General features: G+C 46.5%; 20 protein-coding genes, 1 tRNA gene and 1 riboswitch. Of the genes, 18 read left to right on the top strand and 3 right to left on the bottom strand.

The genetic code is table 11. The features are described 5' to 3' along the window. Positions 1–20 precede the first annotated feature (20 nt). Entirely contained in the window at positions 21–644 is a 624-nt protein-coding gene (locus DL346_RS19950) for a hypothetical protein (RefSeq protein ID WP_112884148.1), read from the top strand. 647 nt (positions 645–1291) lie between these two features. Here DL346_RS19950 and DL346_RS19940 read toward each other — a convergent pair. After that, positions 1292–2407 carry a KamA family radical SAM protein gene (locus DL346_RS19940; RefSeq protein ID WP_240633322.1) on the bottom strand — a complete coding sequence of 372 codons (1116 nt, stop codon included), beginning with the start codon at positions 2405–2407 and terminating at the stop codon, positions 1292–1294. A 188-nt stretch (positions 2408–2595) separates the two neighbouring features. Beyond that, positions 2596–2735, bottom strand: a riboswitch (cyclic di-AMP (ydaO/yuaA leader). A 232-nt stretch (positions 2736–2967) separates the two neighbouring features. Next, positions 2968–3162, bottom strand: a complete 195-nt coding sequence (locus DL346_RS19935; RefSeq protein WP_112884146.1) for a hypothetical protein — start codon at positions 3160–3162, stop codon at positions 2968–2970. Between the two features lie 105 nt (positions 3163–3267). Between DL346_RS19935 and DL346_RS19930 the strand changes: the two genes are divergently transcribed. From DL346_RS19930 to DL346_RS19860, 15 genes are all read left to right on the top strand, one after another. Then, the gene (locus tag DL346_RS19930) at positions 3268–4809 is read left to right on the top strand and encodes a spore germination protein (RefSeq protein WP_112884145.1); all 1542 of its coding nucleotides are present in this window, start codon (positions 3268–3270) and stop codon (positions 4807–4809) included. A gap of 7 nt (positions 4810–4816) precedes the next feature. After that, positions 4817–6004, top strand: a complete 1188-nt coding sequence (locus tag DL346_RS19925; protein ID WP_112884144.1) for a Ger(x)C family spore germination protein — start codon at positions 4817–4819, stop codon at positions 6002–6004. After that, positions 6001–7116, top strand: a complete 1116-nt coding sequence (locus DL346_RS19920) for a GerAB/ArcD/ProY family transporter (protein ID WP_112884143.1) — start codon at positions 6001–6003, stop codon at positions 7114–7116. The genes DL346_RS19925 and DL346_RS19920 overlap by 4 nt, the downstream gene beginning before the upstream one ends. Before the next feature lie 53 nt (positions 7117–7169). After that, the gene (locus DL346_RS19915; protein ID WP_112884142.1) at positions 7170–7484 is read left to right on the top strand and encodes a YciI family protein; all 315 of its coding nucleotides are present in this window, start codon (positions 7170–7172) and stop codon (positions 7482–7484) included. A 143-nt stretch (positions 7485–7627) separates the two neighbouring features. Beyond that, positions 7628–8500 carry a hypothetical protein gene (locus tag DL346_RS19910; RefSeq protein WP_112884141.1) on the top strand — a complete coding sequence of 291 codons (873 nt, stop codon included), beginning with the start codon at positions 7628–7630 and terminating at the stop codon, positions 8498–8500. A 31-nt stretch (positions 8501–8531) separates the two neighbouring features. Then, complete coding sequence (locus DL346_RS19905; protein ID WP_165822590.1) at positions 8532–9440, top strand: phytanoyl-CoA dioxygenase family protein; 909 nt, start codon at positions 8532–8534, stop codon at positions 9438–9440. A gap of 517 nt (positions 9441–9957) precedes the next feature. Beyond that, a complete protein-coding gene (locus DL346_RS19900) occupies positions 9958–10665 on the top strand; it encodes a hypothetical protein (protein WP_112884139.1) in 708 nt (235 codons plus the stop codon). Positions 10666–10886: 221 nt separating this feature from the next. Further along, positions 10887–12422 carry a carboxypeptidase-like regulatory domain-containing protein gene (locus tag DL346_RS19895; protein ID WP_165822589.1) on the top strand — a complete coding sequence of 512 codons (1536 nt, stop codon included), beginning with the start codon at positions 10887–10889 and terminating at the stop codon, positions 12420–12422. 229 nt (positions 12423–12651) lie between these two features. Then, positions 12652–13596, top strand: coding sequence for a glycosyltransferase family protein (locus DL346_RS19890; RefSeq protein WP_112884137.1), 945 nt, complete (start codon positions 12652–12654; stop codon positions 13594–13596). Positions 13597–13800: 204 nt separating this feature from the next. Then, a complete protein-coding gene (locus DL346_RS19885; protein ID WP_112884136.1) occupies positions 13801–14289 on the top strand; it encodes a DUF6199 family natural product biosynthesis protein in 489 nt (162 codons plus the stop codon). Between the two features lie 277 nt (positions 14290–14566). Further along, on the top strand, positions 14567–15016 hold the full coding sequence (locus DL346_RS19880; protein ID WP_112884135.1) for a hypothetical protein: 450 nt from the start codon (positions 14567–14569) through the stop codon (positions 15014–15016). Positions 15017–15327: 311 nt separating this feature from the next. Then, positions 15328–15801, top strand: coding sequence for a VOC family protein (locus DL346_RS19875; RefSeq protein WP_165822588.1), 474 nt, complete (start codon positions 15328–15330; stop codon positions 15799–15801). 258 nt (positions 15802–16059) lie between these two features. Then, positions 16060–16872 (top strand): class I SAM-dependent methyltransferase, encoded by an 813-nt coding sequence (locus tag DL346_RS19870; RefSeq protein ID WP_165822587.1) that lies wholly within the window; start codon positions 16060–16062, stop codon positions 16870–16872. Between the two features lie 166 nt (positions 16873–17038). Next, positions 17039–17788 carry an alpha/beta hydrolase gene (locus tag DL346_RS19865; RefSeq protein WP_112884132.1) on the top strand — a complete coding sequence of 250 codons (750 nt, stop codon included), beginning with the start codon at positions 17039–17041 and terminating at the stop codon, positions 17786–17788. 169 nt (positions 17789–17957) lie between these two features. Beyond that, complete coding sequence (locus DL346_RS19860) at positions 17958–18626, top strand: Type 1 glutamine amidotransferase-like domain-containing protein (RefSeq protein ID WP_112884131.1); 669 nt, start codon at positions 17958–17960, stop codon at positions 18624–18626. A 297-nt stretch (positions 18627–18923) separates the two neighbouring features. Here DL346_RS19860 and DL346_RS19855 read toward each other — a convergent pair. Beyond that, positions 18924–19000: transfer RNA gene (locus tag DL346_RS19855), tRNA-Met, on the bottom strand. Between the two features lie 167 nt (positions 19001–19167). Between DL346_RS19855 and DL346_RS19850 the strand changes: the two genes are divergently transcribed. Together DL346_RS19850 and DL346_RS19845 are read left to right on the top strand one after the other, a co-directional pair. After that, the gene (locus DL346_RS19850; protein WP_112884130.1) at positions 19168–20742 is read left to right on the top strand and encodes an ABC-F family ATP-binding cassette domain-containing protein; all 1575 of its coding nucleotides are present in this window, start codon (positions 19168–19170) and stop codon (positions 20740–20742) included. 134 nt (positions 20743–20876) lie between these two features. Then, a complete protein-coding gene (locus DL346_RS19845) occupies positions 20877–21545 on the top strand; it encodes a DNA alkylation repair protein (protein WP_112884129.1) in 669 nt (222 codons plus the stop codon). The last annotated feature ends 33 nt before the right edge of the window (positions 21546–21578 follow it).

Genomic DNA, 21578 nt, shown 5'->3' with positions numbered 1-21578 from the left:
AGGAAAATGGGGAGCACGTGATGCCAGTAAAAGTAATTCAAAGTAAGGCCCATGCAGAAAGTTGTTTGAAAGAACTTCACACTTATTTGAAAGTCATATACACAGAATTAATAAATCAAATGGATAACAACAATAATACTGAATACCGACTAATGGAAGTGTTGAAGTTCGGGAAATTCAGTAATATTCCTTACTCTACAAAAGATGAGGATATTAGTATCTACGAAATAGTAAATCATGTGTTTGGTTATATTATCACGTTCAAAGCATGTCTTGAGTTGTATCAAATGTTTGCTCCTTTTAGTAGAGATATTTACTTTACCTGTAACCTAGCTCAAAGTAAGGGGTTAGATTTATATAGTACGCCCTTTACAGATGCAAGCGGAAAATTGAAGCAGATTGCATGCGAAATATTCGCTGCTACAAATGAACGAAATAATTCAAAATTGAAAAACGAAATTCAATCCCTTGAACATGGAAATAAATTAAACGGAGAGAATGGTATTAATATAAATCCAAATGATGTTGAGAAGTTTTTGTTTTTCTACCTGCCACAAGCTACAACTGTTAGCCAAAATTTTAAAATATTAAAATACTACCCAAATACAAAGGTAAATGTAAAATGGATTGACATCAAAGAGTAGTTTTGAAGTTATTACACTAGGACAAAAGGATGGAACAACAATTCATTTCGTTCATCACTTAGTACCCTCATTACAAAGTAAAGCCGGACTGGATATTTGATGTTTAATTGAATGTGAAATTTTAAGGAGCTGCCGGGATTATCCTGCAGCTCTTTTCTTCTATAAACGAACAAATACTGTTTTAGCCACAAACCGACAAGGGTAAGAAGGATTATGCTGGAAATTGTCGAATCATTAACTCCATGTGGTTGGAAGATTCTTAGAGAAGGGGATATGCCTGATGAGTAAGAATGTGATCCTTCTCCCGCTCAATCGCCTTAAAAATAATGCCTTATGTCTCTCCGTCATTCTCTCAAGTGCGGTTACGATTATCTCATCGAGGACATTGGAGATGGGCATCGGACAAGTGGTTGTCCTTTTTGGGCTAAGTTGGGTAGGGATTTTTGGGCTTAGTTTCTTATTGATGATCAAAACGGAAATGAGCAGAAGGGGATTGCACCACGCGGCTCCCATAGAAAACTCGTCGGAAAGAAGGCAGCGAGCATCTTTGAGAGAGAGGACGCAGCGGTGGTGGGAGCTCAATTAACGAAACGAAAAGCGCTCCTCTTCGAGGGCGCTTTTTTCATGTTTGTCTGAACGCAGGCGCATCAATCATGAATAACATGCCAAGTCGATCGCGTTTGCTGCCAGGTTTTCGGTTCCGGCACATCTGCCGATGCATTCGAGCCTGCTTCCTTCTCCGGCTGATTCCAATCCTGCTCATGATCAGGCAGATCGTCAAACCAGGATGCCTCCTCTGGACAATCGATCGTTAGCATATGTCCGGACCGGAGATATTTCAAATAAGCTTTACCGTCCTTGATCGCCACAATCTCGATTTTGCCGGATGGATGGCTCATGGACAGCCGTACTCGCTTCCCCAAACCGGACGTGCGTGCTTTGGCTTGTTCTACGATGCGGTACGCTTCGGAAAGAGGCAGCCCAGAGTCGCTATTATCCGCTTCCGGTCTGTGAATGAAGAGATCATAGGGCGTCACGCCGGCCCACGATAATTGATCGAGCAGATCGCTTAGTACATCGGGATCATCATTAATGCCTTTGAGAACGGGGGTTTGATTCACGACAACGGCTCCTGCTTGCTGCAGTGCGGTAAAGCCGCGCTTGGCTTCGGCCGTTAACTCGCGCGGGTGATTGATGTGGGCCATGACGTAGATTCGTTTCTCCGACGAGGAATGCTGCTTAATGGTTTCGAGGAGGTCTTCGTCTTCATAGATGCGCATAGGGTTCATGACGGGCATCCTGGAACCGAAACGGATGATCCGTACATGGTCGATTTCACTGGCTTTCGTCAAAATGTCTCGCAGCTTCGGTGTCGTTAGCGTCAGGCCGTCCTCGCCTGTCAGCATCACGCTGCTGATTTCCGAATTCGCTGCGATTTGCTGCAGCCCGGCCTCGATTTCGGAATCCGTTAGCGCCTCATCGCTGGACAATCGGATTCGGAAACAATCTCCCCCGCGGTTGATCTCGGCTCCATTCGGAAATTCATTCACTGCGGCCCAGATCCGATCCATCATATTAAGCTCATCCCCATTTGGCAGAATCAGCTTTTGAATGGGATCGTGAGGATCGCTCCAATCGATCAAATTTAAATAGTATTCATTCCATAACACGCACTTCTCTGCATACTGCTCGAATTGGTCCCGTTCCGCCTGCGTTCCGGCAGTGAGCTGTCCCGTATCCATCCTATCCTTCCGCTTCGCCAATTCAATCCCTCCCTAAGGTATGTTTCACATCGATGCCGCTGCCGGAAACCGCCCTTCACCCTGAAAGAAGAATAAAAAAAGACCCACTGCATGAAACGAGAACAACCTTCTCGCATTCATGCTAGGGCCTTCTAAAGACAGAAAAAGACCCTGATTAAGGGTCATTAATGTGCAATTCAAACTCAAACACATGACCCATCCATAGCCTACGAGGTTAGCTGACGGACTCGGGATAGATGGTTCCCTACGGCCTGGCAATCGACCGATTCGCCCCAAAAGATTGGTTTCCCCGCTTTCCGGATGACCGGAAACTAAGCTGATTATAACTTTACTCATTATATCCTTTGCTGTCAATGACCGGTTGGTTAAAGAACTTTCATTAAGAAGAGCATTTTCCAATTTAGTATATGTTCGAAGGCATCCATGTGTTAGCGAAAAATAGGATTTTTACTCGAAAAGACTCGGGGCGCCTTAGGCGCTTGGGCCTTCCTTCTCGCATAACATTCCCCGCCTTGGGAAAACCTACCTGATGCATGTTGGAATTTGGATCCATTTTTACTTCAAGTCGAATTTCCAGTTTGCTGCCGCTGCTTCCGATGCTCGAAGTACTGTTTAATGAACTTCTTCCCATTAATAAAATACCACACCAATACCGGTGACAGAATGCTGATGCCAAGGACCAAATACACAATGATCCACATAAACCATTCGGTGTTGATCACCTTTTGATAGATCCAGGAATGATAAAAATCCATGCCGGCCGGGCTCCTTTGCCATGGCGAGTAACCGCCTTAATTAGTTGTTAGTGTAAGCCAACGTTATTCCGTCTATACCGGCAGGAGAAAGGGGGGAAGGCGAAGATGTCGACTGCACAGGAGAAATTACAGGAGCAATTGGCGGCTTCTTTCACGCCGCAGCTAGCCGATAATGCCGCGGTGCTCGACCAAATTCTTGGGAAAAGCGCCGATATGCAGCAGCGCGAGCTGAAGCTATGCGGCAGCTCCGAGTATCCCGGCGTATGCTGCTTCGTGGACGGGCTGGCGGATACCTCGATCATCGAGGCGATCCTGAAGGCGCTCATCGTATTCGGCAGCGACCTCCATCGCGATCCGGCAGCTATGCCGACGGCGGAGGAGATCTGCACTACGCTGATGGTTAACGCATCCGCCAAACCGTGCCGCCAGGTCCGCGACGGGATTGCCGGCATCGTATCCGGCGATACGCTTGTCCTGATTCAAGGCCTGGATGAGGCGATCCTGGTCAGCTCCAAAGGCTGGAAGGATCGGAGCATCGAGGAGCCCTCCTCGGAAAATAACGTTCGCGGGCCGCGGGATGGCTTCACGGAGAGCATCCGCACCAATACCGCGCATGTGCGCAGGCGGATCAAGGATCCGCTGCTGCGTTTCGATGCGACGGTCGTCGGCACGCGGACGCAGACCGATATCAACATCGCCTATATCCAGGACCTCGTCAAAGAAGGCCTCGTCGAAGAAGTCAAACGGCGGCTGAAGCGCATTAAGATCGACGCGATTCTAGAGAGCGGCTATATCGAGGAGCTCATCGAAGACGCGCCGCTGTCCCCGTTTAATACGGTGCAAAGCACGGAGAGGCCGGATAAGGTTGCATCCGCGCTGCTTGAGGGGCGTGTAGCCATCTTCATCGACAATACGCCGGTTGTCTTGATCGTGCCGACGTTCTTCTGGCAATTCATCCAGGCGCCGGACGATTACTATAACCGCTACTGGGTCGGGTCCTTTTTTCGCTGCGTACGATATTTGGCGCTAATTATCAGCTTGGTGCTGCCATCCATCTATGTCATGCTGGTCTCTTTCCATCATGAGATGATTCCGACTTCGCTCGCGCTCACGATCGCGTCCGGGCGTGAGGTGGTGCCCTTTCCGGTGCTGCTCGAGGCCATTATGCTGGAGATTGCTTTTGAGCTGATGCGGGAAGCGGGCCTGCGGATGCCCAAACCGATCGGACAAGCCGTCAGCATCGTAGGCTCGCTCATTATCGGCCAAGCTGCGGTTGCGGCGGGTCTCGTCTCGCCGTTCATGGTCATCGTCGTGGCGATTACGGAGATTTCGTCCTTCGCCATTCCGAGCTATTCCTCGTCGCTGGCGCTTCGGATCTTCCGGTTCCCGCTGCTCATCGCATCCGGGACCTTCGGATTATTGGGTTTTGCCACGGTATTCTTCGCGCTGATGCTGCACGCCCTGTCGATTCGCTCCTTCGGCGAATCGTATATGGCGCCGGCCAGTCCGTTTCGACCGTCCGATCAGCGCGACATGCTGCTGCGAATGCCGATCTGGATGATGAATGACCGGCCGGAATTTGCCCAGGACACGAAGCGAATGGGAGAGCAGCAGATGCCAACGCAGCAAACGCGAAAAGGAGGTTAAGCCGGTCATGAAACGAGCTGCGGGACTTGTTATAACGTTGATCATACTGCTGTCTCAGACCTCCTGTTTTGGCTTGCGCCAAATTAACGAGCTTGCGATCGTAACGGCGGTCGGACTGGGTCTCGGGGATAAACCCGGTACGATCAAGGTTTCCGCTCAAATCATCCGGCCGGCGGATGCGCGTGGACAGACCGGAGCGCCGTCGGGCGGAACCGGCCAGCCGATTTACTCGATCAGCGCGGAAGGGACGTCGATCTTCGATGCGATCCGCAATCTAGGGCGCGTCTCTTCCCGCCGCGTCTACTGGGCGCACAACTTTTTGATCGTCATGGACGAGGATTATGCCAGGAAGGGCATCAAGGATATGGTCGATTTCTTCACGCGCAACCATGAGCTTCGCATGAATACGCGGGTGGCGGTCACGCCGGACCTGCCGGACCAGGTCGTCTCCACCATTACCGGTCTTGAGGTCGTGCCCGGTGAAGCGGTTGACCGGCTATTCCAAAACAATCACGTGGTGGGCCGTGCGCCGGCCAGCGATATGATGAACCTGGAAGAAGCCTTTCTAAGCAGCTCGACCGAGCCGGTTCTAGCCCGGGTTCAGCTCAAGCCTAGAGGGATTTCCAATAAAAAGCCCGAAGAGCATGGCTCGCTGAAGCAGGTGGAGCTGGGAGGAGCGGCGGCGTTTCTCGGCGACAAAATGGTTGGCTGGCTCAGCGTGAAGGAAGCGCGCGGCCTCCTGTTCTTCCTGGAAAAGCTGGGGAGCGGCATTGAGGTCGTTAAATGCCCTAATAACGACGGTGTCATGTCCATTGAATTCAAGCGCGCGCGTCTGAAGGTGACGCCGTCGTATGCGAATAAGGAGCCGAAGTTTGGCGTACGGCTGACCACCGAAGCGGACATTGTCGAAAGCGGCTGCGCCATTCATCTCGACGAAGGGATACGCCAGGATGCAGAGGAGAAGCTGGAGCAGCGGCTGAAATCCAATATAGACAGCGTGATCGACAAGGCGCAGCATCGGTACCACTCCGATTTTCTCAAGCTCGGCGACGTGTTTCGGAATAAGTATCCGGAAGAATGGCGCGTATTGAAGCGGGATTGGAACCGGACCTTCTCGGACGCCAAGATCGACGTGGAGGTCGAAGCCACCATTAAGAGTGGCGTGCTCAAATCAGTAGGGACGGAGATCCGATGACAAACCAGCAGACGACAAGAGTTCAAATCACGAGCGGCATGTTCATTGCGATGATCGTCAATCTCATCTTCGTCAAGGCGATCGGCGTGACGCAAGGCGTCATTGCGCGGGCGGTCGGCCAGGATATGTGGCTGGCTACGCTCCTCGGGACGCTGCAAGGGGTTGCGGTGATGTACATCACGTACGTGGCCATTCGCAAAACGCCTAATCTTGATTTCATGGCGCTGAGTGAACGATTATTGGGCAAATGGATCGCCAAAGTCATAGCCCTTATCATCTTTCTGTTCTTCCTGGCGGGATTTGGACCGATTATGATCACCTTCGTCTATCATTTGCAGGAGTATTTTCTCCCGGAGGCGCCGCTCTATCTCTTCATCGTTGCCCCTCTGCTGGTCGGCTTGCTCGGCTGCTTCTACGGGCTGGAGGTGATGGCGCGGCTGGCGCTTGTGGGGCTGCTGTTTATATTTTTGCTGAATGTGCTGATCATCATGGGCTCCACCAATGAGTTCGATATTAGGAATCTGCTGCCCGTGATGGAGAACGGGTTTCCCCGTACCTTTGCGGCGAGCCTGAATTTCGACGCGGACTGGGCGCTCGCAACGATGCTGGCGGCTGTAGTCCTGCCATCGGTGAAGAACGCGGACAAGACCGGCGGCAAAAACGGCATGATCGGCATCGCGGCCAGCGGACTGCTCACCATGATCTGGCCCATTCTCGAAGGCGCCGTCTTGTCGGCGGAAGTGACGAGCCAGTATACGGTCTCCTGCATGAAGCTGGCCCGCAATGCGCATATGGGCCACTTCCTTCAGCGGTACGAGATGATTATGATCGCCTTGTACTCCATCCCGGTCCTGTTCGAGGTGATGTTTTGCATCTATGCCACCTCAATCAGCGCGGCCAAAATCGCCGGACTGAAAAGCAACAAAGCGATGATCCCGATCGTCAGCGTTATTCTGGGCTGCTTTGGGTACTGGATCGTGGATGATCATTTTCGCGCTATCGACTACCTGGAGAATTACTGGCCGCGGATCGCGCTTCCGATTGCGTTCGGCCTGCCGGTCTTGCTGCTCATGCTGAGATTGATGCTAGGGAAGAAGCTAAACAAGGCTTGATCAGGCCGGTTTAATAGGGGAGCGCAGATTATCGGGAGAGGGAGAGTAGTTTCATGGAACAACAGCAATTCATCTACGTGCTTCGACTAGTTCCTTCCTTGCATCGCGAGGAGAATTGGACGGACGAAACTAGGGCGGTCGTAGGCAGGCATTTTCAGTATTTGAAGCAGCATCTGGAGCAAGGCGCGTTGATCATGGCAGGGAGAACGTCCCCGGTCGATGAAACGACGTTCGGGATCGTTGTGTTTAAATCTGCAAATCTCGACGAGGCTCGCGGCTTCATGCGGCAGGATCCGGCCGTCGCCGAAAGCGTCATGACGGCGGAGCTGTTTCCGTTTCACGTCGCGTTATCTACGATGCAGATGTAGCCAAGGGTAAGTAAGCGAGAGGCGGTTGGCTTCAAGCTTTTTCAGGACTGTCGATTTGATTCGACAGTCTTTTTTTATGCTTCACTCTATTGTAGGTATAGGTTCTCTGTTTCGAAAAAGCATTGGAGATGGAGGGACGTACAATGAGTGACAATATGCAATTAAAGGAAAAAATAAAAGGGTTTCTGAGACGCATTGACTCGATCGAAATCAACACACCGTTCGGCGGGGTCGGAATCGGATTAGGACCCAAGGACAGTCCTCCTGAATGGCAGGACAGAGACAGTATGCTTGATTTGCGAAGTGAAGCCAGTTATTCGATTATTGATAACAGCTATGTAGGGGAGTTTATTACGCGAATATTGGAAACGGATCAATTGGATTTTATGGCTGTCGAATTCTCAAACGAGAAGAAGTGGTTAACTTCGCGACTGTTTCTCATGTCCGTCATTTTTGAACGCCAAACCGGAATGAGAGCCATTGTGTTTCTAGAGAACAAAAACGGGATTCACAAAAAGTTCGTAGGCTGGGCAAGTCCGAGGAGCGTTCGCTTTGCTCTCGCAAGATATAATCCTTGGTTGGAGCATGCCTACGCGGAAGCTTATGCTCATGCGGTAAGTCAAGAGAATATCACCTCCAATCAAGGTCTTCTCCGGAATAGGGATTCGCTCATTGCGCTGATGCAGAAGTTTCTAGAGCTTATTCAAAGTAAAACGCCAGGGCCGGAGAAACCGGACCAATGGGTCGAGCTGAAGTCACATGAAGGGATCCTTTATGAACATGCGGAGTGGGTAAAGCGCGCCTTCCTGGTGGACTATCTATCGCATGATCGACATACATCCAAACTGAAAAGGAGTCAGCTTCGTTCGATGGATCCGTTCGACCAGTTTATAGAGATCATCGAAGCCAAGGGGGAGTTTATCGCATTGACAGGCGACGATGGATCTTTCGAAGTGTTATTGAAACGGACGAAGCTGCTGGAGCAGTTTACGAAGGAGCTTATGAAAGATTTGTGATGTGGAAGGAATGGGAAGGATGCCAAAGGTGTTGTCGAAATCCGATATCGAGCAATTTATCGAGCTGGGCTATGTAAGGGTTGAAGAAGCATTTCCTCGCCAAAATGCGCTGGAGGCACAGAAGTTTCTGTGGTCCAAGGTGGAGGAGCAGGGCATTCTGAAGGAAGATAAGTCCACTTGGACGCAGGCGATGGTGCATCTGAAAGAACAATTCACCGGTGAAGTCTTCCAGGCGTGCAATACGCAGCGTTTTGCGGATGCGATCGAGGATCTTATCGGTGTCGGCCGTTGGAAGGAGTACGCTGTTTATGACCGGAATGACCAGATTACGCAGTGGGGCTGGTGGCCGATCAACTTCTCGGCCGGCGCCGATAAGGAGTGGGACGTTCCGACGGACGGCTGGCATTGGGACGGCATGCAGCGTCCGCATTATGTCGACAGCCCGGAGCAGGGACTGCTTCCGCTCTGCGTGTTCTCGGATATCGGCCCTCGCGGCGGCAGCACGCTGGTTGCAGAGGGTTCGCATCGGATCGTTGCGCGATTCCTGGAGAAATACAATGATGGACCGATGCTTGACGAGGCGATCGAAATTACCAACCGGGAGCATCCTTGGCTGGCAGAGCTGACGGCCGTTCGCGGGAAAGAGCGGCTGCAGGAAGGCAGCCGGATCGAACGATTCATGAACCGGACGCACGTGGACGAGTTCGGCACGCATCTGCGCGTTGTCGAGACTCCGGCAAGCGCAGGCGACGTCTATCTCTGCCATCCCATGCTCTACCATTCCGCTTCACAGAATCATTCGGGCGTGCCTCGTTTTATGTGTAATCGGGCAACGCCGCTGAAGAAACGTTTGAATCTCCGCAGGCAGAATCCGGCGGAGTATTCGCCGCTCGAACTCAGCATCAAGCAGGCTTTGGTTCGTCCTCTAATGGTTCAGTAAACCGATCTGAAGCGGTACGGATTCTCAAGGTGTTCATACCGTATTCATTTGAAAAACACCAACCAGGATTCCAGTTATATTTGGATCTTGGTTGGTGTTTTTTTCATTCTTAATAATGTCCATTATTGAATTTCTTCGTCGAAATTACTATCTTCCAGCATCTTGAAATTTTGTGGTACTATTAGATTGTTCGTGGCTTTCGGAAGGGGCGCGACGTCGCCCGGCGCTTTCCCTGTACGACAAACGGCGTCGGGCTCACATTACCTTCGGGAAGGACGATAAACGATGATACCACGGGAAAACGAGCATATTCGGATTATCGCCGAATCTAAGGCGCCCGATGGACGTAAGCAAACGGTTTTTACTCTTGGACGCTTTTTAATTACGTGGAACGAATATGAAAAGCAGATTCCTGACAATAGGGGCGAGTAGGATGGGCAAATATGATGTAAGGCGAACCTTGAGCTTATCGATTGTGAATTTTGGGTTTGACGACAACTTGGAAGGGGCGTAATTTATGAAAACTTGGAAAATCTACACGATCGCGATTACGGCCGCTTTCACGCTTACGTGCGGCGCCGTATGCACCGGGATTTCGTATTTCGATAGCATCGTAAACCCGAAGGCCGTAGCGGAGGCAGAAGCGACGCGAGTAACGCCGACCGTCCTTCCGAACAAATACACGCTTAACAACTTCGAATTTGACTTCAAGCGATACAATAGCATTAACGGACAAAAGGTTTTGTATAACGGCGAGGAATCGTCGGTTGCATTGTTGCCGCAAGCTGACCGGGCGAAGGCAATCAATAGCGCCCTATCTACGCCCGAAGAAGTGGCGAAGGCTTTGCGGTACGTTCATTCCAAGTTTGACGAAACCCTTGCGTCTTACAATCACGGCGCTTTCGCCAAGAGTGCGCCAAACTATCAAGCCGTTCTTGACTACACGTTCGACGAACGACTTACGAACCAACCAGAAGTATACCTTCGTATGGCCGACATAATCGACAACGAGAAGGCGGCGGAATACTTGCGCAACGTTGCGGCGTTGGTCGAAATCGGCTTCAAGAATCGCGACGTGCAAGCGTACCTTTACGCGCACCGGATTATTCATAACGTCGATGCGTTCATCATCGGTCGCCCGCAAGAAGGCGAAGAACAATACAGCGCGGCGAAGATCGCAGAAGCTGCGGTATACATCGAAAAGCATAGGGACGGGGCGGCGTGAGCTGCCCCGTTTACTTTTTTCGTCAGACGCTCTGAATCGCCTCGTATAATAAAAAGAGAAGCAACGGTGGTTGACCCTCTCTGCGAATGCAGAGGGGGTTTAATTATAAAAAAATAAAACCCACCGATTTGAGCAATTTGAAGCCAAATTGTAGGTGTGATATTGCAGACGGCAAACAAGTGTAAACATTATAACAAATGTTGAGAAAAGGAGCAGACTTCTTGAAGAAGAGACGCTTTTTTTTGACATTTTTTATCTTGTTATATTATACCAATTATGATAAGATCTCCATCGGCGTTAATAATATGGGAGGAGCAAATGGTATGAAACAGAAGAAACTACTAGTAGTAGCAACAGTGGTTTTGCTAGGCCTGTTTTTGTTTGTAGCAAATAGTTTCGCTGATTCAAGTAACGACAATTCTAGCAAAGGGATCCCTCAAAGGCTTGCCGAGCTTGAAAATTGGTTTGCTAGTCTCAAACAATCTGTCGTATCGAGTGAGACAGATATTTCAACCTTAAAAGACAATGAGAATCAACAAAACAATCAAATCTCATCATTAACTTCCTTAGTGACTTCTTTGCAACATGATGTATCTGACGTTAAGCAAACAATCGCTTCTCGAGATGAAAAAATCTCTTCTTTGGAACAGCTGACAACAAATCAACAAAGCCAGATCTCGAATTTAGAGACGCAAGTTGCTGCATTGCAATCTCAAATTCAGCAGCTTCAATCGAATGTGGGACATAAGGTAAGTGGATCTATGGTTGATAGTAACAATAAACCTTTCTTCTCCGGCATCGAATTAATTGACCAAAGCGGGAAGCATTACCCCCGTTCGACTGATGATGCAAGTATCGGACAGTTTTCATTTGATAATATTCCGGATGGCACGTATACGATCAATTTTTATTTCCCTGAATACGCTATCGATGCTCCGAAACAGGTTACGGTATCCGGTAGTGATACTACCGGGCTTGTAGTTAAACTAGCTGTTCCTACATATACGGTTAGCGGCCGGGTATTAGATAATTCCGGAGAACCAATAAATAATCAACCGGTTTTATTGCGGGATCCTCATAATGTAGGTGGGTATTGGCAGCCTACGGCAAGTGACGGTTCTTTTGCGATGGGAGGTTTAGCTCCTGGTTCCTATACGATCCTGATCGGCAATCAGAATAGCCCGCTTGCTACCGCAGATATAACCGTTACGGATCACGATATCCAAGATTTCAGGATTACCTCAAGTACAGGGGAGACTTCTCAACCTAAAGTGGTAGGAACCGTGTACGGAACAAACGGGGAAGCGGTACAAGGAGTAGATTTGCGGCTTTTTGACGAAGGAGGTTATTATGGATCATTTACAGATTCCAATGGTCATTATGAGGTTAACGTCAGAGAGACGCGTACATATCCTTTAATTATAGCGGAACAAGGGTATTTATTTGGTTCAAAGTCGAATCTCACAGTTAATTCTGGGACACCGGTACAAGTTGATCTAACGTTAAGTTTAGGCGGAACGATTGCCGGTCGAATCTCGTATTCGGATGGTGTCGAGGCACAATATGTATCCATAAAGGTACTGGATGACAAAGGCAACATGGTTAATAGAATTTATGTGAATGCCGATGGTTCCTATCATTTGAATGCCCCAGCAGGTGTTTTTACACTTCAGGTTGAAACGGATACAGGGAAAACATTGAATCAGTCAGTAGATGTTACGGCTGGGAAGACTTTAACTCAGAATTTTACATTGTAATCATGTAGGCTTTTGTTGATCATTCAAGCGACACATGTGGAGTCCTGTTCATTGCTTGTAAGTAAGATTAAAGGTAGCCGTATGTATGAAAACCTCCCCGTACAGGGAGGTTTATTTTCTTTTTACTCGGTTTTGGAGTTAAGTCTATTTTGCTTCCATGCAGTTAAAAGCATAGAAGCGCTCTATGGAAATTACATATCATATTATCAAACGTTAGAGGGGGGATCGTGTGCGCAAACTAAAAATTCTATATTCTACTTTCGATCGCCGGAAGAATGTCATTCGGTATAGTGAGTTTTTCAAACAGGAAGTGATGAAGCAGCATGATGTGGAGGTGCTTTTTCTAGAAGAAGAGACACATATAAATGATGTGATAAATAGCCTGAATCTCACCCCTGATTTTATTTTCTTTGATGACGTTTTATGGAATAAGCCATTGCATGGCTTAAAAGATGTCAAAATACCCAAAGGGATTTTGTTTTGGGACATTCAAAGGGAGCAAGATATATTTCGCCGGTTTGTTCATGAAAATCATATTGATTTAGTTTTTTCTTTCTATAGAGATGCTTTTAAAGGATTTTATCCAGAATTGCTCCATAAATTCCGGTGGCTTCCTAATTATGTGGATATAGAAGAGTTTCAAGACTATCAGCAGAACAAAGAAATCGACTTTTTGTTAATGGGTGCCATACATGAAGAGACGTATCCACTAAGGGATAAAATAGCCAGGGAGATGAAAGGGTACCCGGGTTTTGTTCATTATGAACATCCAGGATACCGGAATTACGAGGAGGAAGAAGAGGCACAAACACGGGTTGGGAAATATTTTTCGATGGCAATCAATAAGGCTAAAATGTTTTTTACGGATGATTCCTGCTATCAATTTCCCATTGCCAAATATTTCGAAGTGCCGGCAAGCAAAACGCTATTGTTGGCAAGCGGATCGAAAGAGTTGGAGGATCTAGGGTTTATTGATGGAGTAACGTTTGTTGAAATCAATGGCGATAATTATCTGGAAAAGGCGCTCTATTATTTACAACACGAGGAAGAAAGAAATGCCATTACGGAACGCGGATACAGAATGGTGAGGGAGAGACATACTACGCAAATTAGAGCGAAAGAATTCATTCAGCATATCAGGGATTATTTGAACACGCGCGATAATTGGAAATAGAGGATAAGCGAAGTGGGGACGTGCATGATGCACGTCCCCATTTCGTCCGGCTCTATTTGATTGGCGTAAGTTTATAGACAACTGCTCCGTGAGCATTAACAACATGGCGCGCACACTTCAACGAAGAAAAAATCCTATATGGTACCCAGAAACTAATAGTTGTTGGTAACGTATAACTTCATATAAAAAATATGGGCGCCTAGTATGGTTGGCTTTTTCGTTCTGGTAATTGGTTTAATTATGGCTGTATGGCCATATGCAGCATGGTATGTATCAGTAGGATGGCAATTTAAAGACGCTAGCCCCTCTGAATTGGCATTAACTATTCAACGAATTGTCGGTATTGTTTTTGTTATTGTTGGTTTCGTAATCATGATTTCAAGCTGTTCCATAGGAGGAAATGCTAGAAGTGAGTGGCCCGACACATTCAAAGAAAAGCTTTCCGCGGGTGAAGTGCAGAAAATTACAATTGGTTTTGTTAGTCCTGTGAGCTTAACACAAGAAGAAACATACACAATAATCAACATTCTTAAAAACGCGGAATTGAAACCATTTGATCCAGATACAAGTTACGCAACAGTTGAAGAGGGGAAGATAGTATTCAAGGACGCGACCACCGTAGAACTGGTATTTGGTAGCACTTCAACTGGTGGGAATGAATTGCATGGTCCATCAGGGGAGTATTATAAATAATTAGTAAAGACTTAGAAGATTGGTTTAAAATATATTACAAATAACTATGAAATCATCTGGTTATAGTTAAAAGGAAGCGCGGTACATCAGATGACGCTGAACACGTTAGCTCAATGAAGAACAGGCTGCCGATTAATCGGCGGCCAGTTGCGCATACGGAAAAGATTGCGTAGTTACTTCGCGAATACCAAAGGCATCACGAATTTACAAAGTTCGTAAATAAGAACGTTATCTTGAAAGAGCAAAAAGTCGATAAATTGAGAAAGGCAGAAGATCTGTGAAATTCAAACGAACGCAATCATCAATAATACTCTCGTTTGGAATTATTATTTTTATTATTTTTGGGTTTCAATATCTGAGCTTTACTTCTTCAGTAGTTGTTCTGGTGCTGTTACTCACATTTTTAACATATCTATTTTCAACTTTTTTTAGCATTTCTGAAGGGAGGCTTATCAAGTATTCTTTTTTTATTAAGACTATTGAGATAGACATAAATAATATTAAATACATTGAAGCAATCACAGTAAAGAAAGCAGGACAAATCCATATAACCATCAAGTCTGATAAGGAAGATTTTTATTATTTATATCTTAAAGATAATTCAAAGATACAAATTGATAATTATTATAGACACAGCGGAAAGAGCTTAGGTAGATACTTATCAAAGCGCTTTAATATCAAATTAATAGAAGCAGAAAAAATCAAATATATTTATGGAAACCCTTGAGTATTTCAAGGATGCGTGCTCCTTCAGATAACACCATACTCACGCATCGGGCATACGCCCTCGGTCTGCCGAGGCATTTCGGGGAAGTAATGATATTACGCTAACGGGCACGATATCACAATGTTGAAGGGCTGCCGCTGGGCAGCCCTTCGCAGCTAACGGGCAGGATAATGTGATTACAGAAACGAAATTATTAATAGATTATTTTCTCAGTAAGTCAGGTTTGCAACATCATGTGGCATCAAAATAACTGTAAGTCACAAATCTCAAATTCTAAAGATTAATGTTAAATGAGAAGGGAGAAATGGGTTATGCAATCGAATGAGGAAATCAAAGTGGAGGAAAGACTGGAGGACATAACAGGCATTACGTGTATTTATATTCCCGTGAGTAATGTTTACGAGTCTGCTAAATGGTATCAAAAAAATTTAGGGTGTCAAAACACAAATCCCAACAATCCAGTTAAACCTGGGATGGAAATAGCTATCTTGGAGTTTCCCGATCAGAATGGAAACTTCCACTCTGCCGGAATCAGGGAAGTAGTGCCAGCTTTGTTCCTTATGGGGGCAAAACAAGCAGCAGGGAGTTTCGGTTTTACATTTGACGATGGTGAGACTCGACAACCCTTAGCTTGCTTCATTACTCCCCGTATTCAAGAAATGTACGATCGTTTCAAGAGAAATGGAGTGAACATCGTAAGCGAAATTCCGGAAAACAGACCTTGTGGACCAAATTTTAGTTTTTGCGATCCAGATGGGAATAAATTGGAAATATGGCAACCGTAATCGCTGAACTAACGGGTACAATAGCATGACGACAACAGGCTGCCGAAGTAATTGGCGGCCTGTTCAGCTAATGGGCAGGTTACTTCAAAAGAAATCGTACAGAAATCAGTTTTTGTAAATAAATAAAAATCTCCGCGTAACTTTAATAAACAAACAGAGTCCCAATCTATGGAAGTATAAATGGTGGCGGCTACCAGTTATCAAAGGCATAAAATTCTCTCAATTAACTTTAAATAAAATAGATAAGGGGTTATGGATTTGAAAGATGAAGTGTATTTATATAATCATGCAAGATGGGAGTCGTTGGCAAAATCAGATGCTCTTTTCGCTCGTCCTTATCTTGATCTTAATAAAGAGTCCGCGCGTGATTATTTAGGTCTAGATCGAATGGGCATCAAGGATGAACTGACAGGAAAGAACGTTCTTTGTTTGGCAAGTGGAGGTGGACAGCAATCAGCGGCATTCGCTTTGTTGGGAGCTAATGTCTCAGTTCTGGATATTTCACATACTCAATTAGAGCGAGATAAGGCGGCTGCTGAGCATTATGGAGTTGATGTTAATGTTTTTCAAGGTGATATGCGCGATTTATCTTGCTTCTCAAATCAATCATTTGATGTAGTATGGCAGCCATACTCTCTTACATTTGTTCCAGACTCACGAGTTGTTTTTCATGAAATATCTCGAATTATAAAAAAAGGCGGATTTTATCATCTAATGTGCGCTAATCCATTCTTCTCTGGACTTTCACATGAGGACTGGAATGGTAGTGGTTATATATTAAAAAATCCGTATAAAGATGAAACACTCACATCTTATCCAGATCAAGATTGGGTCTATGATCGTTTAAAATCCCCAGAAAAAATTCAAGAGCCAAGAGAGTATACGCAATCGTTGAGTAGGATCATGAACAGCTTAATAAAGGAACAGTTTGTACTAGCCTATTTTTCTGAGATAAAAAGTAATTATCCTGGGGACTTGCCTGGGAGTTGGGGACATTTTACTGACATAGCGCCACCTTGGCTTGAATTTATTTGGTACTATCATCCTAATTTTTTGACTGGAGGTAAGTGATTCAACTAACGGGTACGATAGCACAATGAAGAAAAGGCTGCCGATTATACGGTGGCCTATTCCGCTAACGGGCAGGTTAAAAGGAATAACCCATCTAAACTCGAATACAAACATTTAGTTAAATCACGGACGTGGCAATTTTTAATAAGCGAGGAGCAAAAATAAAATGAATTATATAAATCCACCAACAGAATCACCTCAAAATGTTACCCATAAAACATTTTATAGCGAGCTGTTCGGTCACGAAATCGGTTATAATATCTATCTTCCGCCTGATTATGAAAAAAGCGGCAAAAAATACCCAGTCGCCTACCATCTTCACGGGTGGACGGGCAACGAAACAAGCGATATATGGACATTGGAAATGGTATATTCAAACAGGGAATCGATTACCGTTTTCCCGAATAATTCCCCGGTTATCGAAGATTTTGAGAATCTGCCCGTTGAATCTATGATTATTAACGAGTGGATACCGCATATCGACCGTGAATACAGGACGAACGCGACTCGTGAAAACAGATCGGTTTCTGGCTTTTCAATGGGTGGCGGAATGGCGTTTTATTATGCTGTTAAATATCCCGAACTGTTTGCTTCGGTGACTGCCTACGCAGGCACATACCACCATTATTATCACAAAGATTACCACGGTGTGGGGGAAGCGCCGGAAAAAGCCGCCGAGTTATATGAAAATATGATGAGAGAAGAGAGGTATTTAGAAGAAAACAATTTGTTATATGAGATAAGTCAAAACGCGGAAAAAATACGCGCTAAGTTACATATAAAAATTCATGTCGGAACGGCTGATGTATTGTTTTGCGATAATGAGATTTTACATTTATATCTAAATTCAATGAATATTCCGCACGAATATATCGTGTTTGAAGAAATCGGGCATGAGATGGTTAAAATATTGTAATATCTGCTTATGTGTATGTGAACCCCGTCATGGCAAAAACCGCCATGCCACCCCATGCACTCCTGAATCTCAACGGCAGAAAACCGCGTTTTGATTAAGCTTAGACGACCGGCCCTCGTTTGGAAAGTCTAAAGGAATAAACGACAGACGCACACAAAGGAGTGGAGTTATGAAATTTCTGCTTACATCTGCAGGCATAAATAACAAAAGCATACACGACGCGCTGATTGACATGCTGGGCAAGCCGATCGCCGACTCCAACGCCCTGTGCATCCCCACCGCGATGTACGGGCACCCCTGGGTCGGCCCCGGCGTCAAAGCCTGGCAGTTCATCAGCGGGAAAGAAGAGAATCCCATGGTCGACCTGGGCTGGAAGTCCGTCGGCGTGTTGGAGCTCACAGCGCTGCCAAGCATAGACGAAGACCGCTGGTTGCCGCTGGTCCGAGAGACGGACGTCCTGCTTGTGGCGGGCGGCGACGCCCTCTACCTGTGCCACTGGATGCGGCAATCAGGGCTGGCAAACCTGTTGCCGTCGCTGCGGGCAGTCTATGTGGGAATGAGCGCCGGGAGTATGGTGATGGCACCTAACATTGGGGAATTCTTCGTTGGCTGGACTCCACCAAACGGTGGCGATGAAACACTGGGACTGGTTGATTTTGCAATGTTTCCGCATCTGGATCACGTGATGCTGCCGCATAACACAATGGCTGCTGCAGAGAGATGGGCCGCTGGGATGCAGGGGCCGGCATATGCGATTGATGATCAGACCGCCATCAAAGTGATCGACGGAGCAGTCGAAGTTGTTTCCGAAGGGCATTGGAAACTTTTTTCGCCCTGATATTACTCTGCTGTATTGAAATTCGAAAGGTGCAGTAAAGTAAATGGCACCGCGAGACCATTAATTTGATTGTCGGATGACAAGAACATATATGCTTAAGAAGCCGCGTGGTTGCGGCTTTTTACATTTTATCGGTATACTTTCTTGTCAAGAATAGTTTAAGATCATACGCGGGGAACCTTATCACAAGTAGGGCGAACTTTTGAGATAAGCAAAGAGAACCAAGAAAAATGCCTTTAATCCGCATTCTGCGGGTTAAAGGCATTCTTATATTAGTACCGATTTGGAATTGTAAGTTGGTTGCGGGGGCAGGATTTGAACCTGCGGCCTTCGGGTTATGAGCCCGACGAGCTACCGGGCTGCTCCACCCCGCGATAGAATAACAAAGCATATTGGTCTTTAACGTTGGTTAGGTCTCTCATACTACAGTAGTTGAAGCTAAAGTGCAAGCTCTTTAATGGAGATCACTCTCGAGGAGAATTCGTAAGAAGGGAATGGTATAATCACGCTAGAGCGTTGAAATCAGAAATGGGTGATTGCCATGAGCGTAATACGTTTGGAGAATGTCACAAAGAAGTACGAAGAGTCCATGATCTTTCGAGATATTTATTTTCGCGTTATGCAAGGGGAACGCATCGGCCTAATCGGACGGAATGGCGCCGGCAAGTCGACGGTATTTAAGCTCATCATGGGCCAAGAAGAGCCGACATCTGGCAAGGTAGAGATAGATCCGAATGTGAGACTCGGGTATTTCTCTCAATTCTCGGAACTAAGAGGGAGCCTGTCCGTCCAGCAAGAACTGGAAGCATGCTTCGAGCAGGTTGCCCTTATTGAACGTGAGCTGCAAGAGGTTGGAGATAAGCTGGGGATGGTAACCGACGATAGCGAAATGGACAGGCTGCTGGAGAGGCAGGCGGAGCTATTCGAGCAAATGGATCATCTCGATGGCTGGAACGTGTCTGTCGAGATAAACACGGTGCTTACGAAGCTAGGGTTTAACGATCGATCTCGCAATCAGCCGATTGATGAGTTGTCCGGAGGATGGCGTAACCGCGCGGCGCTCGCGAAGATGTTAATCGAGCTACCCGACGTCGTTCTACTCGACGAACCGACAAATTACTTAGATATAGAAGGCATCTCGTGGCTGGAGCAGTGGCTGTACCGATTCAAAGGCGCCATGATTCTGGTGTCGCATGATCGGCAATTTATCGATAAAGTTGTTACGCGTACAATCGAGATCGAGAACTATCATTTTCAAGAATATGAAGGCAACTACACCGACTACATCCGTAAGAAGAAAATGCGCAAAAAGGAGCTGGACCGGCAGTTCGAGTGGGAAGAAGAGCTGCTTCTCATGGAATCCGAGGCGATCGACGACCGTGCGAGCAGGAAGTCTGGCGCCAAGGACCGCCTCTCGCGCAAGCTGGCGGATAATAAGAAGCGGATCGAGCCTCATCCCGTTAACGTGCTGATTACTGATATCTATGAGAAACTGCGTTTCCCGGACAAGCTATGCGAAGTGAAGCAGATCGGACAAACCTATGAGGGGCGGCAGATCTTCGAGAACGTTAGCTTCGATATTCAGAAGGAAGATCGCTTAGTCATCGTGGGACCGAACGGAAGCGGGAAATCCACGCTCATAAAGGCGCTTACCGGGCAGGAGAATCCGGAGTCCGGAGAGGTTATATGGGAGAAATCCGTTAGCTACGCTTACTTCAACAGAATGTGGGAAGAGCTTGATCCGAAGGATACTGTCAGCCACGCGGTGAATACATATGGATTGGGACTGGATGCTCCGCGTAAAAAGGTGAATAAGTTCCTGTCTATGCTGCAATTCTCGGAGGCAGATCTGAGCAAGAAGATCGGCCATCTGTCCGGTGGCCAGAAGGCTCGAGTGGCGCTGGCGAAGTGTCTTTTATCGGGTGCGGCAGTTATCATCTTGGACGAGCCCACCAACCATCTGGATCTCACGAGCATTCAGGTCATGGAGCAAGCTCTGATTCACTTCCCCGGCGCCGTCATTACGGTAAGCCATGATCGCTTCTTCATTGATAAGATCGGGACTAAGATGCTGACCTTCGATCCGGTAATGGGAGTAATCGAGCAGAATTTGTAGACCCATGTAACAATAAAGAGGTTATCACTATGAACAGCATTGTATGCAATAAGACTTATAACGAAATTAAGTTATTGATATATCGCGCCAAGGACATATATGAACCAGTGCTTTAAATAAAGGAGTTGTTTCAAATGAATAAGAATAAAAGTACAGAAATGAAACGCTCTTCAAAAGCAGAAAACATTCTATCACAGATCAATAGTAAAACTAAGCTAGGCGATTTACGAAAAATCGCAAAGGACATTAATACAAATCACGAACTAGCTATGGAACTTTGGTCAACCGAAGAGTTTTTGCCCAGACTATTGGCAATCTTAATTATGGACAAAAACCTTCTTTCACAAGATGTGCTAAATACGCTTGATAAGGATATGCAGATTCACACATTTGATGAGCGAAATAACTTAATGGATTGGTTAATGGCTAATCAGCTCACCAAAGACAAGAAGAGAATTGCATTGATGGAGTTATGGGAAAATAGTCCTTATGCTCTTCAAAGGCGAGCCTTCTGGTATTATAAAGCGCGATTGAGATGGACTGGACAAACACCGCCTGATAACAACGCAGACTTACTATCTGCGATTGAAGCTAATATTACGCAGGAAGAACCGGAAGTTCAATGGGCTATGAATTTCACCGTAGGCTGGATTGGCGTTTATGATCAAAAGAATCGAGCACGTTGTATTAAACTTGGTGAGAAAACGGGTCTTTATAAAGATGAAATGGTATCAAAGGGATGTACCCCCAATTATTTGCCGGAGTTCATTGCGATTGAAGTTAACAAACGAAATAAAAATTAGTTGATGATTATAGAATTTCGCCTTTAGAATGAT

The sequence above is a fragment of the Paenibacillus montanisoli genome (genome assembly GCF_003268025.1).
GTDB lineage: Bacteria > Bacillota > Bacilli > Paenibacillales > Paenibacillaceae > Paenibacillus_Z > Paenibacillus_Z montanisoli.
This window is presented reverse-complemented; position numbering and strand designations above follow the sequence as displayed.